A 14,851-nucleotide genomic window follows, 5' to 3' on the forward strand; every position below is an offset into this window, starting at 1 on the left:
GATAGCACGAGCCACTCGTCGGTCTCTTGCGCCCCATGCTTGGTTTACACTCTCATGGAGTAGCAGCGTTTCCATCGAGTCAACGCTGTCGTGGCGGCGGCGATCAGCCGCCGACAGCGACAACTCCTCATCGATCGTCGAGAAAAACCAATCCGATCACTGTGACCGACGACAGAAATCAGGCTTCAGACCGTCTCAGCTGAGGATGCCTGTGAGGTACTTATTTTCGATCAAGTGCTCTATGACGCTGACTCGCGTCCGCGCTCGCTCGAGTCGAACGGCCGATGACTGACGACCGACCGTTCAGTGGGGCCGACCGTTCAGCGACCGAGGTCCTCGTGTGCGCTCGCGAGGTGTCGGGAGGCCAGTGCAGCCAGGAGCGACAGTTCGCCAGCGAGCGCGCCGACGGCGATGATCTCGGCCAGCGCGTCGGCGTTCGAGCCCGCCGGGTCGCCGCCGCCTCGAAGTCCGAGGACCTCGAGCGCCTCCGATTGGGTCGGCAGTTTCGTCCCGCCGCCGACGGTGCCGACCTCGAGCGAGGCCAGCGAGACGCTGGCGTAGAGGTCAGTGGTGCCGTCCTCGCGCTCGCGGGCGTCCATGGTGGTGATCGTGTTCGCGGCTTCGACGACCTGGGCTTCGTCCTGGCCGGTCGCGAGGAAGGCGGCGGCGACGACGTTCGCCGCGTGGGCGTTGAAACCGAGGCTGCCGGCCTTCGCACTCCCGGTGAGATTTTTCCGCGTGTTCGCTTCGACGATGGCGTCGGCGGTCGTGTGGAGTCGCTCTTCGACGAGTTCGCCGGGGATCAACACGTCGGCTGTCACGGAGCGCCCGCGGCCCTCGACGGCGTTGATGGCGGCGGGTTTCTTGTCGGAACAGAGGTTCCCCGAGAGCGCGACGAGCGAAGCCGGCGTCTCGCGCTCGACGATTTCGCAGGCCTCGCCGGTCGCGATAGTGGCCATGTTCATCCCCATCGCGTCCTTGGTGTCGTAGGCGAATCGCAGGTAGACGGAGTCGCCGACGACGTACGGTTCGACGTCGATCAGTTCGCCGTGGCTCGTGGTGGACTCGGCCGCCTCGGCCAGCGCGTCGCCGTTTTCGTTGACCCACTCGACGGTTTCGGCGGCTTCCGCGACGCCCGCCACCCGGAACACCGGCGCTCGAGTCATCCCGTTTTTCGTGATGCGCGCGTCGGCGCCGCCGGCCGACCGAATAACGCCGAGCCCGCGGTTGACCGACGCGAGCAGCGCGCCTTCGGTCGTCGCGAGCGGCAGGTAGTGTTCGCCGTTGGCCGCGCCGCCGTCCGTCCCGGAACTCAACGAACTCTCAGCACCGTTGACGGCGACCGGCCCCACGACGCCCATGGGGATCTGGGCCGCGCCGATCATGTTCTCGATGTTCGGGTCCGCCGCCTCGGCCGGGAAGCTGTAGTCGCCGATCGTCTCGAGATCGGTGCCGGTTTCGCGCTCGACGAACAGCCGTCGGGCCTCGGCTGCGGTGTCGGAGTCGGTGTGGTCCTCGAGTTCGTGAATACGAAGGTCGCCTTCGCGTACTTGCTCGGCGAGCTCCTCGGGGTCTGTCATGGGTTGGCCAAGACAGCCATGGCTCCTAACAGTTGCTGATCGTCGCGACGCGAGCGAGGATCGGTCCGCGCCGGCGTCTCCCAGCGGTTACCGATCGGTATCGGGCCGCGAACCGTCGCGACTCGAAGCGCGATAGCCCGCGAAAAACTCGTAGCCGACGAGGGCGAGGAACGCACCGCCGCCGACGATCAGGATCAACCGATCCTGCAGGGTGGTCGCCGACTCGGCGAACATCGCCGCGAAGACCATGGTGACGATCACGGCGAACCGAACCCGACTGCGCGGATCGACGTCGGTGTCGGTCTTCGCGAGATACAGTTGAGGGAGGGCGACGGTCAGGCCGGCGAACGCGAGAAACGCGAGCAACGGATAGTCGCCGAATCGGACGTCGAACACCCGTTCGGCGGCGATCACACCGACGATGACGGCGGCAAAGAGCAAAAACGAGCCGAGGATCACGCGGTTTTCGAGCGAGCGCATACGAACCCGTTCGAGCGTCGACCGATAAATAGTGGCCGTGTTCGACGGCGGTGTCGTCGTCCTCGAGTCGCTGGCGGTTGCCTCGCTGTGCGGTCTGTACTAGTCGTTTCGAGCGGGGTGACGGACAAGCCGCGGTGACCGGTCACCGCGTCGGTAGCCGCCGAATTCGAACGCCGTCACGGAACTCTCGTTACCGACTCCTCGCTCGAGGCGCGGTAGCCGATGAGGAGTTCGTAACAGACGAGTCCCAGTACCGCGAGCGAGCCGATGGCCGCGATCAGCAGGTAGCTGATCCCCTCCGCGTTGCCGGCGAAGAGGGTCGCGAAGACAGCGATAGTGACTGCAGCGAACTGAATGCGAGTCCGCGGCGGAACCTCGTCGTCGGTCGCCGCGAGATACAACTGCGGCGCGGCCACGGCGACGCCCCCGAACAGGAGCAGCGACAGGAGCGGCCGGTCCTGAAGCGCGAACCCGAACTGGAACTCCGCGATGGCGGAGCCAGTGACGATGAGGACGAACAGCAGGAGCGAGCCGAAGACGATACGGCTCTCGCGGTCGATCATACGGGGGGATCAACGGAAGCGCAAGTTAACCTTGTGCATGATTGCGATTTCGGATACTGTTATCGGTACCGACACGTCGTGTTCGACTCGGAGTGACGACGCTGTTTCAGTTTCCGTTTCCGTTTTCGGTCCCGGCAATCGCGTTTCGAGCGATTCCAGCGACCGCGTTCGACATAGATCACCGCCGCTGACCGATCGCGGACCCAACTGTTTTGCCCCTCGCGCGTGCGCTCTCTGCTATGAGCGAAGCAGCCGACCTCCTGCTGACGAACGCGGAGGTACACACCCTCACGGAACCCGATACCGTCCACGAGGCCGTCGCGATTCGCGACGGCGAGATCGTCCGTCTCGGCGACACCTACGAGGTCGAGTTCCTCGAGGGCGTCGAAACCGAGGTCATCGACTGCGACGGCCGGGTCGTCCTGCCGGGGTTGATCGACGCCCACACGCACATGGAGCAACTGGGCCAGCACCTGGTCCACGCCGACCTGTCGGCGGCCGACAGCGCCGCGGACTGCCTCGAGTTGCTGGCGGAACAGGGTGAAGCCGAAGACGAAACGGAATCCGAACCTGAACCCGAACGCGACCGCGACTGGATCCTCGGATTCGGCTACGACGAGAGCGCATGGTCGGATTCCCGGACGGAACCGCTCACGCGCGCGGATCTCGACCAGGTAAGCGAGGAACGACCCGTCGTCGCGATGCGCGTCGATCTTCACACCGCCTCGCTGAACTCGGTCGCCCTCGAGCGCCTCGCGGACGACCTGCCCGATGACGACCTCCGGCGGGCCGACGGCGAACTGACCGGTGTCGCCGTCGAAGACGCCGCGGAGGTCGTCAGACGGCGGCTGGCGACCGACCGCGAGGAGTTGGCGGAAGTGCTCGACGCAGCGACGACCTACGCGGTCGAGCGCGGCGTCACCGGCGTCCACGACAAGGTTCGCGGCTCGATGGCCCCGCGAGTCTACCGCGATATGGCGGCCGACGGCGACCTTCCGCTGCGCGTGCGACTCGACTACTGGAGCGACCACCTCGAGTCGCTGGTCGAGGTCGGACTGGCGACGAACGCCGGGAGCGACCGCGTGCGGACGGGCGCGATCAAGTCCTTCTCCGACGGGAGTTTCGGGAGTCGAACGGCGAAGCTCCAGGAGCCGTACGCGGACGCGGATCTGGAGGCGGAGCCGGGCGAATCCGGGGACGCCGGGAACGCTGACGACCCCGACGACGAACGCGGACAGTGGGTCGTCGATCCCGACGAACTCGCCGCCGTCGTCGACCGCGCCGACGACGCGGGCTACCAGATCTGCGTCCACGCCATCGGCGACGAGGCCATCGAGGAGACGCTATCGGCGCTCGAGTCGACGGCCGACCCCGGCAGCGCCCGCCATCGGATCGAACACGCAGAACTCGCGACCGACGACCAGATCGAGCGGATGGCCGAGGCCGGGATCGTTGCGTCGATGCAGCCGAACTTCCACCGGTGGGCCGGAGAAGACGGACTCTACGACCAGCGACTCGGCCGCGAGCGGCGAAGCCGGACGAACCGCCTCCGACGGATGCTCGAGGCAGACGTCCCGCTCGCGTTCGGTTCGGACTGTATGCCCCTCGATCCGCTGTTGGGGGTCCACCACGCGGTTAACGCGTCGGCCGAGTCACAGCGGCTGTCGGTCACCGAGGCGCTGCGGGCGTACACTCTCGGCGCGGCCTACGCCGGCTTCGACGAGGACCGACTCGGCACGCTCGAGGTCGGCAAGCGGGCGGATTTCGTCGTGCTCGAAGAGTCGCCGTGGGAGGTATCGGATCGGATCGACGAGATCGACGTGGCGATGACGGGAGTCGACGGCGAGATCGTCTTCGACAGTCGAGGCGGATAGCACCGCCGACGACTCACCGACGCGCAATTCGATTCAGAACCAACCGTGGTGTTCGGGAACCGACACTATTATGCGCCCCTCCTTCGACCTTCGATCGATGATCGGTGTCCTCTTCGCCAGCGTCGGTGTCGCTCTCGTCGTAGCCGGTTGCTCGAAGCTCCGGCCGGCATATCACGTCTACCGCGGCGACACCGACGATGTCGTCACGGTCGAACGAGCCGAGGGACCCGTCGAGCTCGAAGGGACGGCGAGCCCGATCGACGGAACGACGGCGGGGCCGCTGACCGGAACGCCGTGTCTCGTCTACGAGTACGAGGTCGAGGAGTACAAATCGAGCGGGAAGAACTCCTCGTGGGAGACAGTCGACGACGGAGTCGGCGGCGTCCCGTTCAGGCTCGAGGACGAGACCGCGAGCGTCCGGGTCGATCCGGTCGGAGCCGACCTCGCGCTGTCGACGGCGGCCACTGCCGAGGTCGACGGCGGGGAGCCGGAACCGCCGGCGATCAGGGAGTTTCTCGAGACCGAGTCCGATCTCGAGTCCGAGGATCGCTCGCTCGATCTCGGCGTCATCGAACTCGCAACCGGAAACGATCGACGATATCACGAGCGTCGACTCGAACCGGACGAACCGGTGTACGTCTTCGGCCAGTCACGGTACGACGTGGACGCGCGGGAGACGATGCGGGACGTCAGCGCGGTGATCGAAGCGGGGCCGGACGCCCCGGCGTTCGTCATCGCGGATTCCTCACAGGACGTGGCTGCCCGACGACTGGCGAAGTCGCCCCTTCTCTGGATCGGTGCGGGGCTCTTGCTGACGGCGATCGGCGTTGCGGTGGCGATCTAACGGGCCCGAAACGGGTACGACTCGTCTTTTGGGCCGCAGGACGGCGGCTCGCTCGTACCGGGGCAAACGCTGGATAGTCACGCCGATCGTCGTAAGTACGTTTTCGATGGGCAACCCACCCCTGCGAATCCCGGTAGGACGCTTTTGAACGAACCGCTCGAGAGCTTCCACCGAGGTGCTTCCTCGGAGAACGTATGTCAGAGACGACGAAAACGACCTACACGGACTTCATCGGAGAGGTACAGCATCGCATCGAGGCCGGACAGCAAGGCGAGGCCGTTCGAACGACGCGTGCCGTCCTCGAGACGATCGGTGAGCGCGTCGACGAGGGCGGGGCGACGGATATCGCCGGTCCGCTGCCGATGGAGATCGATCGGTTCCTCCTCCAGGTCGATCACGGACAGGACTACGACTTCGACGAGTTCGTCGAACGAGTCCGCGCCCGGATGACGTACGACGACCTCGATCTCGATGCGCCCTACGGGCGACCCTCGGACGTCGATCGAGGCGAGGCGGTGTTCCGAATCAAGGCGGTCGTCGCCCTCCTCGCTGAGACGGTCCCCGGAGACGGACTCGCGAACGTCGAACACCAGTTCCCGGAGGACTACGTGGAGATGTTTGAACTGAGAGACGCCGAGACGATGCCCTGGGACACCGCCTGACGAACGCCGGCGCTACTCGGCTCGAAACGGCACTGCGAATCGAGATCAGTGCCTGAACAGCGCGATCGTCTCGGTACACCGGGCAAGACAGAACGGCTCACCGCTGTTCTCCGGAACGCTGATCGTTTCCGAGCGGATCAGCAGCAGCCGCTCGAACGGGTCCGAACAGGCCGGGCAGGCGAGTTCGTCCCGGTTTTCGAACACGGCGGTGTCTCCGTCATCGCGGAGCTGTTTTACTCGGTGGCGGTGGTCGTGAATGTCGAACTCGTGGGCCATGACGTATCGTTCGCTTCCGTCCCGTTTCGGCGAGGAGTACAAAACGGTTGCAGTTCTGAGGCGGGGCGGAGACGGAACTCGCCAGGGCGGACCGGAGCGGGCCCCTTCGTTCGGCCTGAAGCGCCACGGTCCGACCGCGATAGGCACCTTCTTGAAACGAGCGGCCCACAGACTTCCTATGTACCAGGTCGGAATCGTCGGCTGTGGCGTCATCGGGTCGCGCCTCGCGGAGGCGTTCGACGAACACGAACGGACCGAAATACGGGCCGTCTGCGACCGCGTCGCCGAAAAAGCGGCGTCGATGGCGGAAACGTACGACTGCGAGGCGGTCACTCGGGTCGAAGCGCTCGTCGAGATCGACGCGATCGACATCGTCTACGCGGGCGTTCCGCCGAAGCACCACGCAACTGTCGTCCGGGCCGCACTCGAGGCGAAAAAACACGTCATCTGCGAGAAACCGATCGCGGAGAACGCGGCGGTCGGCCGCGAACTGGTCGAACTCGCGGGCGAGAGCGACCGGACGACCGCGATCAACTTCCCGTTTCGCTACACGCCGGGCTTCGTCGAAATGCGCGATCGGATTGCAGCCGGCGAGATCGGCGCGCCGAAACGCGTCGGCCTCCGCTTTCGCTTCCCGCAGTGGCCCCGCGAGTGGCAGGACGTCGACTGGCTCGCTGGCCGCGAGCAGGGCGGCCCGCTCCGCGAGGTCGGGAGCCACTTCGTGTTCGGGACACAGGAACTGTTCGGCAGTCTCAGCGACGTCACCGCAGACGTTCGGTACACGGCCCCGGCTAAATACGAGGAGTCCATCGTCGGTACGTTCCGCGCCGGTGACGTTGCAGGTGCCGACGCGGAGGAGGCGGGTCAAGCGGACGCCGAGGGCGTCGCCGATGTCGATACCGGTGCCGATGTCGCCATTGTCGATACCGCCGTCGACCTCGAGGAGCGCGTCCACGGGACGATCGACCTCCTCTGTGACTGCGCCGGCAGCGAGGAAAACGCCATCACCGTCGAGGGGACCGAAGGGTCACTGTCGCTACGGGGATGGCGACGCCTCGTCGCCAACCCCGACGAGCCGGACGAGCGCCTGATCACCGAGGAACCGGGCGAGACGACGCTCGCGCTGGTCGACGAGTTCGTGACCGATCTCGAGGGCGGCGACGGCGACCTCGTCTCCTTCGCGGAGGCGACGCGCGTGCAGGCGGTCGTTGATGCCGTTCTCGGCGTCGAAAGCGCGTGAAAGGCTAACGGGAAACCGAATATGTAGACCATCCTCGCAGTGCCTTCCGGTCACTCGAGGCCGACTCTTCGTCCCGTCTTCGCGGACTCGTAGGCGGCTTCGACGACGCGGAGATCGGCCAGCCCGTCGGGACCGTCGGGTTCGGGATCGGTGTCCGTGAGCACGCAGTAGCCGAAGTAGTCGAACTCCTCGCGGACCTCGTCGACCGGCGGGCCGGTGTACTCCATGCGAAGGTCGCCGCTCTCGACGACGATCTCCTGCGGGACGACGCCGCCGAACGGGGACGCGATCGTAACCATCCCATCGGTCCCGATCAGTTCGAGCCGACTGTTGGCGTGGGCGTTGAAACTCGCCGTACAGGCGGCCGTCGCGCCGGTCGGGAACTCGAGTTGAAACGAGACGTGTTCGTCGACGGGATCGAAGGGCTCGCCGCTCGAGTGGGTCGTGGCGTAGACCCCGTCCGGATCGCAGTCGAGGAGGAACCGGGTGGTGTTGAGGGGGTAGACACCGAGATCAACCAGGGCACCGCCGCCGGCGAGGTCGGGATCGAGCCGCCACGTATCGGGATCGGCGTGGTCCAGTAACGGGTTCGAGAAGGTGCCGTGGATCTGGGCGACGTCGCCGATCCCGCCGTGGCGGACGAGTTCGCGGGTGCGTCGGACCGTCGGTTCGACCTGTAACCGATACGCGGTCATCAGCGTCACACCGGCGTCCGCGCAGGCGTCGACGATCTCCTGAGCCGTCTCGAGGGACGTATCGAGCGGTTTCTCGCAGATGACGTGTTTGCCCCGGTCCGCAGCGACGGTGGCGTAGGTGCCGTGAAGCGCGTTCGGCGTCGCGACGTACGCCGCGTCGTAGGCCGCCGCGTGATCGCCGGCCAGAAACCCGTCGTAGTCGATAACGTTCGGGATATCGAACGAGTCGGCGACGGTTCGGGTTCGATCGGGCGAACTCGTCACGAGGGTCGTCGTCTCGCAGTAGGTGCTGTCGGCGATGCCGGGAAGCGCACGGTTGCGCGCGAAGCCGCCGACGCCGATCACGGCGAGTCGAACCGTCCCGTCGGGCGACTTCCGCTCCCAGTCTCGCTCGGTGAAGTTCGTGAAGGCGTCCTCGAGTGCCATACTCGTCCCAGGGGCCGGAGCGAAAAGGATCTACTTCGGGATCGGCTGAACGTTCGTCTCGAAAACCTGTTCTCGACCGTGAACAACGGATGATCGGTTTTCAACGCCCGTATCAGTCGATGGTATTCCGCCGGAGAAGCGTTTCGAAGGAAAAAGTTATTCAATAGTACCCTGTGATGTGTATTCAACCACAGGTGATGGAACATGGTGAAAATGGAAACCGCGGAACTGGAAACCGATCTCAGTCTGTTCAAATACGACAATCTCGAGCAGTTGCCGCCCCGCTATCGAGAGCTCGAAGAATCCGAACGGACCGAACGCATCGAGGCGGCACTCGAGGAACTGGGCGACGACGTCGTGATTCTCGGACACAACTACCAGCGGCGCGAAATCGTCGAGCACGCTGATTTCATCGGTGACTCCTACCAGCTTTCGAAGGAGGCGGCGAACGCGGACGCGGAGTACGTGATCTTCGGCGGCGTCACGTTCATGGCCGAGAGCGCGGACATCATCACCGACGACAACCAGTCGGTCATCCTGCCGAGCATGGAGGCGTCGTGTCCGATGGCCGGGATGGCCGAGGCGCTCCAGGTCGACAGCGCGTGGGCCGAGATCACGGCCGCCGCGCCCGACGAGAACATCATCCCGATCACGTACATGAACTCCTACGCGGACCTGAAGGCGTTCTGTGCGAGTCAGGGCGGACTCGTCTGTACCTCTTCGAACGCCCACAAGGCCTTCGAGTACGCCTTCGAACGGGGCGACAAGGTCCTCTTCCTGCCCGACAAACACCTCGGGGAGAATACCGCCCACCGGATGGGGATGGAAGATCGGATCGCCGAGTGGGACCCGTGGGACCCCGAGGGGAAAGACGCCGCGGAGGTCGCCGAGAGCGACATCATCCTCTGGGACGGCTACTGCCAGGTCCACGAGCGGTTCCGCGTCGATCACATCGAGCAGATTCGGGCCGAACACGACGATGCGAAGGTTATCGTCCACCCTGAGTGCCGCCGCGAGGTCGTCGAAGCCGCCGACAAAGCCGGCTCGACGGCGACGATCTGCGAAACCGTCGAAAACGCCGACCCCGGCGACACGTGGGCCATCGGCACCGAGATTCACCTCACCAATCACCTCCAGCGCTGGCACCCCGAGGTGAACGTCCTGCCGCTCTGTGGCGACGCCTGCATGGACTGTAACGCCATGCGCCAGATCGACCCCAACTACCTCACCTGGGTGCTCGAGGAACTCGTCGAGGGGCGCGAACGCAACGTGATCGAGGTCGCACCGGAGGAGAAGGAACTCGCGGGCGTCGCGCTCGACCGAATGCTCGAGATCTAACCACCCATGACTGACACACCAGACGCGCCAGCGGAGACGGCGTCCGAACCGGAGACCGCCGACGTGCTCGTCGTCGGCAGCGGCATCGCCGGCTGTGCGGCCGCGTTGCAGGCCGCCCGCGAGGGAAGCGACGTCCTCCTCCTGACGAAAGCCACGAAACCCGACGACGCCAGCACCGACTGGGCGCAGGGCGGCATCTCGACGACTCGAGGCGACCCGGAGAGTCTCAAAGAAGACATCCTCGACGCCAGCGACGGCACCGCAGATCCCGACGCGGTCGACACGCTGGTCGAGAACGCCGACGATGCGGTCGAAGATGTGTTGCTCGACACCCTCGAGATCGAGTTCGACGAGACGGAGGGAGGCGAGTTCGACTACACCCGGGAGGCGGCCCACTCCGAGTACCGAATCCTCCACGTCGACGCCGCGACGGGGACGCACATCCTCCGGCCGTTCCTGAACCACGTCGACGACCACGAGAACATCGACGTGCGCCAGGATACCGCCGCGCTCGAGTTGCTCACCCACGAGGGCCGAGTCCACGGTGTCCTCACGGACGAGGAAACCACCGGTCACCCGATCTACGCCGGGGCGACGATCCTCGCCACGGGCGGCATCGGCGCGCTCTACACGCGCTCGACCAACCCCGACGACGCGACGGGCGACGGGATCGCGATGGCCGCGCTTGCGGGTGCGGACGTCGCGGACCTCGAGTACGTGCAGTTTCATCCAACCGCGTACGCGGGCGACGACCCGTTCCTGCTATCCGAAGCGCTGCGCGGCGAGGGGGCCGTCCTTCGGAACGGCGACGTCTCCGAGTCGGAAGACTCGGAGGCTCGGGAGACGGAGTCTCCCGGTGGCGAGCGGTTCATGGACGACTACCATCCGCAGGGCGATCTCGCCCCGCGGGACGTCGTGGCTCGGGCGGTCGAAACCGAGCGCGAAGAAACGGGCGAGGTCGTCCTGGACGTGAGCACGCTCGAGGGCGAGTTCGCCGAGGAGTACCCCGCAATCGCCGAGAAGTGTCGCGACCGCGGCGTCGAGGGCGACGAGATCCCCGTCGCCCCCTGCGAGCACTTCCTCTGTGGCGGGATCGACGTCGACGAGAACGGACGGACCAGCCTCGATCGACTGTACGCCGTCGGCGAGTGCGCCCGGACGGGCGTCCACGGCGCGAACCGATTGGCGAGTACGAGCCTGCTCGAGGGACTGGTCTGGGGGCTGCGGGCGGGTGGGGACGCCGTAGAATCCGGGGCTGATCCGGAAATCGTGGAGGCACCCGAACTCCGCAACAGCGATCCCGAACTCCCCGAGCGCTTCGCGGCCGAGAAATCGATCCGCCTGAAGCGAACGATGGACGAGTATCTGGGCCTCGAGCGCGACCCCGACGAAATCGCCCGTGCGAGCGCCGTCCTCCGTCGCCTCAAGGGCGAGGTCGACGCCTACATTCGAACCCGGACGGCGCGGGACCTGTACGAACTCCGGAACGCGAGCGTCGTGGCGCTGTTGATCGCTCGAGCGGCAAGCGAGAATACGGAGTCGACGGGCTGTCACTACGTCGTGAGCGAGGGCGAGTCGGCGGCCGAGCAGCCCGCAGACGACTGAGTCGATCGCTCGAGACCGCGACACTTCCGTCGGCGTGGCGGGCCGAACGACGAGGTTGACAGGCGGGTTTTCGAGGAACTGGGGCACGAAATCGTTCCTGCTACTGTCGGATGGCAGCTACTACGACGTTGGTCGCGAATTCGCGGCCGTTGAGCAAACCACCGGTTTGCGGTTCCCAGCAGCACCCACGGGTTCTGCGGATCTCTCCGACGCCGACGGTCCCAGGAGCGGGGCCGGCGTCCGCCTCGTTCTGTCCGGCAGTATGAACTGTGTCTGGTGAATGATTAACACGGACATGAATCCAGTGATCCATGTTAGCATGATTCCCGCAAATCGTTTACTTGAGCCGCTTATAGCCAGTATATCAGCTTTGCACGAACAACACATTACGGAACGATTATATGACGAAATTTGAAGATATACTGCTGTTCGGCGTCCTCGCCCTCGTCTGGGGAACGGCCTTTACCGCGATCGAAATCGGACTCGAGACGCTGCCGCCGCTGCTCTTCGCGGCGCTCCGGTTGGATATCGCCGCGGCCGTCTTCGTCGCAGCCGTAGCGCTCGGGCGCCTCGAGTGGCGCCCCCGGACGCGAGCGGATCTGGCGCTGATCCTCTCGAACGGTATCCTCGTCATCGGCGCGCACTTCGCGTTCTCCTTTACCGGCCAGAGTTACGTCTCGAGCGGCGTCGCGGCGATCGTCCTCAGTTTCGCACCGATTATCACCCCCATCATCGCGGTCCGTCTGCTCCCGACGGAACGGGTCCGTCTCACCGACGTCCTCGGACTTGGAACCGGGCTGGTCGGCGTCGTCGCGATCGCGCTCGCCGGAGGCTCGCTCGACGGCCAACTCCTCGGCATCGGACTGCTCGTGGCCTCCGCCGTCGTCTTCGCCTTTGGATCCGTGCTGACCGAACGCTGGACGGCGGCCCTCCCGACGATGTCGCTGCACGCCTGGTCGATGGTCACCGCCGCGGCCTTCCTCCACGCCGCGAGCTACGCGTCTTCCGGCTCGGCGATCCGTGACGTGACGTGGACGCCGTCGGCGGCCGTCGCACTCGCGTACCTCGGCATCGTCGCGACCGCGGGCGGGTTCTTCTGCTATTTCGTCCTGCTGAACCGGATCGGCGCGACCAACGTCAGTCTGATCAACTACGCGACGCCCGTCGTCGCGGCGATCTTCGGGGCGACCCTCCTCGGCGAGCAGCTCACCGCGGCGACCGCAGCGGGATTCGCGCTCATCGTCGTCGGGTTCGGGCTGTGTAACGTTCGGCCGCTCTGGCGGCTCATCCGGTCGTCCCAGTTCGGAGATACGCCCAACCGGCCCCTCGAGCGCGACGAAGTCCGCGTCAGCGGGAACGTGTACAGGACGACGTCAAACGCGGGGAGCTACCTCCAGTCGGGCGACTGATACTGCCGAACAGAACTACTGTGAAGATTCGCCGTTCCCGTCCGGCCAATCTTCTTCATCGACTTCTATCCGGCAGTATGACTCCCTCGAACTCGTCCGTCGCTCGAGACTCTCGAGGATCTCGATCGACGAGACGGAGAAAACAGGCCGTTTATTCGGGATGGGGTTCAGTGCAGTCACATGATCACGAACGCACAGGTCGAACGCTGGCTTCGCGAGGACGTCGGCCACCACGACGTGACGAATCAGGTGCCCGGCGAGACCACCGGCCGACTCGTCGCCAAGGAAGACGGCGTCGTCGCGGGCCTCGAGGCCGCCACGGCCGTTTTCGACTACCTCGGGGTCGACGTCTCCGACCGTCTCTCGGACGGCACTGCGGTCGAACCGGGTGACGAGGTGTTGGGCGTCGAGGGGCCCGCACGCGAGATGCTTCGGGGCGAACGCGTCGCGGTCAACCTCGCAGGGCACGCGTCGGGAATCGCGACGCGGACCCGGCGGGTCGTCGAGCGGGCACGCGAGGCACAACGCGCCTCGGATACGCGAGCGGCTACCGGCCGCGAGCGGCGCACCGAATCCGACGACGTCCGCATCGCTGCAACCCGTAAGACCACGCCCGGCCTGCGCGGGATCGAGAAACGCGCCGTCGTCGCGGGCGGCGGCGACACCCACCGACTCGACCTCTCGCACATGGTGATGGTCAAAGACAACCATATCGCGGAGATGGGTCTCGAGGGGGCGATCAACCACTTTCGGGACCGAACGTCGTTCGCGACGAAACTCGATGTGGAGGTCGAGACCGTCGAGGACGCGCCGCGGGCCGCCGCGGCCGGCGCGGATATCGTTCTGTTAGATAACATGACGCCCGACGAAACTGCGGAGGCCGTCTCGCTGCTCGACGACGACGGCGTGCTCGCGGAGGCCAGCGGCGGGATCACGCTCGAGACCGTTGCCGACTACGCCGCGACGGGGGTCGACGTCATCTCGATGGGATCGCTCACCCACTCCGCGCCGTCGCTGGATCTGTCGTTCCGGACGGGCGAGTAGCCTCTCTGCACGATACTGCAACCGTGCGCTTCCTTCGGCTCGAGCGACTCCCGTCATCCGTGACGGAACCGATTCGAATCTGTGCGGAACACGGGCCGTTTTCGACCTCGAGCGATGGCTGTCCCGACTGCGGTGTCCGCGGCGAACGGGTACTGTCAGGCGACCGACGACGCCGAGTCTCGAAGTTCGTCAGCGGCGCGCTTCCGGGTATCGGATTACGAAACGCGGGCGAAAGACCTACACCTTGGACGAGGTACCGCCGGCGTATCTCTCGACGGAGCGATATATCTGCCCCACGATCTCCCTGTTTTTACCTCATAAATAATAGGTAGCTATAACTTCCTGTTGGTTTACACGATAACTATGGAACAAACACACGAAACCGGCACCGAGTCGTTCGAAGACGGACCGATAACGCCGACGCGAATCGCGATGGCGGCGGCGCTGATGGACGTCGTTGCGTTCGCGATCATCGGCCACATCGCGTTGGACGACATCGCGATCGGCGGCATCACCGGTCTCATGGTCGGTCTCGGCGTCTACTGCTTCCTTCCCCTGTTCTTGCTCGCAGACGAGGACGGTCTCGGAACCCTGGCACCGGCGGACGATGCCGCCCCGCTCCGGGGATTCCACCGACTCGCAGCGGGCCTCGCCCTCTCCGGCGGTGGCATGGTGCTGTTCGCAACGGGGTTCATGGAACTCGAACTGTTCGTCGGTCTCGCAGCGGCGGTCGTCGCCACCGGCGTCGGCTATCTCACGATCGGATTCGTGTTGCCAAACGCGAAGCTCCCGAAATAGCGGCCGACGGCGCTCGA

At 65.5% G+C, this 14,851-nt stretch carries 14 protein-coding genes; 9 read left to right on the forward strand and 5 right to left on the reverse strand.

Annotated elements, in window-relative coordinates; genetic code table 11:
• Positions 1-320: 320 nt before the first annotated feature.
• The 3 genes from hmgA to GS429_RS06610 all read right to left on the reverse strand — a co-directional run bounded on the left by hmgA (position 321) and on the right by GS429_RS06610 (position 2,623).
• Complete coding sequence (gene hmgA / locus GS429_RS06600; protein WP_160063883.1) at positions 321-1,580, reverse strand: hydroxymethylglutaryl-CoA reductase (NADPH); 1,260 nt, start codon at positions 1,578-1,580, stop codon at positions 321-323.
• An 87-nt stretch (positions 1,581-1,667) separates the two neighbouring features.
• Positions 1,668-2,060, reverse strand: a complete 393-nt coding sequence (locus tag GS429_RS06605) for a hypothetical protein (protein ID WP_160063885.1) — start codon at positions 2,058-2,060, stop codon at positions 1,668-1,670.
• A 176-nt stretch (positions 2,061-2,236) separates the two neighbouring features.
• Positions 2,237-2,623, reverse strand: a complete 387-nt coding sequence (locus tag GS429_RS06610) for a hypothetical protein (protein WP_160063887.1) — start codon at positions 2,621-2,623, stop codon at positions 2,237-2,239.
• Positions 2,624-2,862: 239 nt separating this feature from the next.
• Between GS429_RS06610 and GS429_RS06615 the strand changes: the two genes are divergently transcribed.
• From GS429_RS06615 to GS429_RS06625, 3 genes are all read left to right on the forward strand, one after another.
• Positions 2,863-4,497: an amidohydrolase gene (locus GS429_RS06615; RefSeq protein ID WP_160063889.1), complete on the forward strand. Its 1,635-nt coding sequence runs from the start codon at positions 2,863-2,865 to the stop codon at positions 4,495-4,497.
• Positions 4,498-4,594: 97 nt separating this feature from the next.
• On the forward strand, positions 4,595-5,341 hold the full coding sequence (locus GS429_RS06620) for a GIDE domain-containing protein (RefSeq protein WP_160063891.1): 747 nt from the start codon (positions 4,595-4,597) through the stop codon (positions 5,339-5,341).
• Positions 5,342-5,535: 194 nt separating this feature from the next.
• Positions 5,536-6,003 carry a DUF2267 domain-containing protein gene (locus GS429_RS06625; protein WP_160063893.1) on the forward strand — a complete coding sequence of 156 codons (468 nt, stop codon included), beginning with the start codon at positions 5,536-5,538 and terminating at the stop codon, positions 6,001-6,003.
• A 45-nt stretch (positions 6,004-6,048) separates the two neighbouring features.
• Here the strand turns inward: GS429_RS06625 and GS429_RS06630 are convergent, their stop codons facing one another.
• A complete protein-coding gene (locus GS429_RS06630; RefSeq protein ID WP_201293973.1) occupies positions 6,049-6,321 on the reverse strand; it encodes a DUF7385 family protein in 273 nt (90 codons plus the stop codon).
• Between the two features lie 136 nt (positions 6,322-6,457).
• Between GS429_RS06630 and GS429_RS06635 the strand changes: the two genes are divergently transcribed.
• Entirely contained in the window at positions 6,458-7,519 is a 1,062-nt protein-coding gene (locus tag GS429_RS06635; protein ID WP_160063895.1) for a Gfo/Idh/MocA family oxidoreductase, read from the forward strand.
• Positions 7,520-7,569: 50 nt separating this feature from the next.
• Here GS429_RS06635 and gfo6 read toward each other — a convergent pair whose 3' ends face one another.
• On the reverse strand, positions 7,570-8,640 hold the full coding sequence (gene gfo6, locus GS429_RS06640) for a D-xylose 1-dehydrogenase Gfo6 (protein WP_160063897.1): 1,071 nt from the start codon (positions 8,638-8,640) through the stop codon (positions 7,570-7,572).
• Positions 8,641-8,844: 204 nt separating this feature from the next.
• Between gfo6 and nadA the strand changes: the two genes are divergently transcribed.
• From nadA to GS429_RS06665, 5 genes are all read left to right on the forward strand, one after another.
• Complete coding sequence (nadA, locus tag GS429_RS06645) at positions 8,845-9,978, forward strand: quinolinate synthase NadA (protein ID WP_160063899.1); 1,134 nt, start codon at positions 8,845-8,847, stop codon at positions 9,976-9,978.
• Between the two features lie 6 nt (positions 9,979-9,984).
• Positions 9,985-11,583, forward strand: a complete 1,599-nt coding sequence (locus GS429_RS06650) for an L-aspartate oxidase (RefSeq protein ID WP_160063901.1) — start codon at positions 9,985-9,987, stop codon at positions 11,581-11,583.
• 401 nt (positions 11,584-11,984) lie between these two features.
• Positions 11,985-12,992 carry a DMT family transporter gene (locus tag GS429_RS06655; protein WP_160063903.1) on the forward strand — a complete coding sequence of 336 codons (1,008 nt, stop codon included), beginning with the start codon at positions 11,985-11,987 and terminating at the stop codon, positions 12,990-12,992.
• 180 nt (positions 12,993-13,172) lie between these two features.
• Positions 13,173-14,036 (forward strand): carboxylating nicotinate-nucleotide diphosphorylase, encoded by an 864-nt coding sequence (gene nadC / locus GS429_RS06660; RefSeq protein WP_160063905.1) that lies wholly within the window; start codon positions 13,173-13,175, stop codon positions 14,034-14,036.
• 363 nt (positions 14,037-14,399) lie between these two features.
• A complete protein-coding gene (locus GS429_RS06665; protein ID WP_160063907.1) occupies positions 14,400-14,834 on the forward strand; it encodes a hypothetical protein in 435 nt (144 codons plus the stop codon).
• Positions 14,835-14,851 lie beyond the last annotated feature (17 nt).

It is taken from the genome of Natronorubrum halalkaliphilum (assembly GCF_009834785.1).
In the GTDB taxonomy this organism is placed as follows: domain Archaea; phylum Halobacteriota; class Halobacteria; order Halobacteriales; family Natrialbaceae; genus Natronorubrum; species Natronorubrum halalkaliphilum.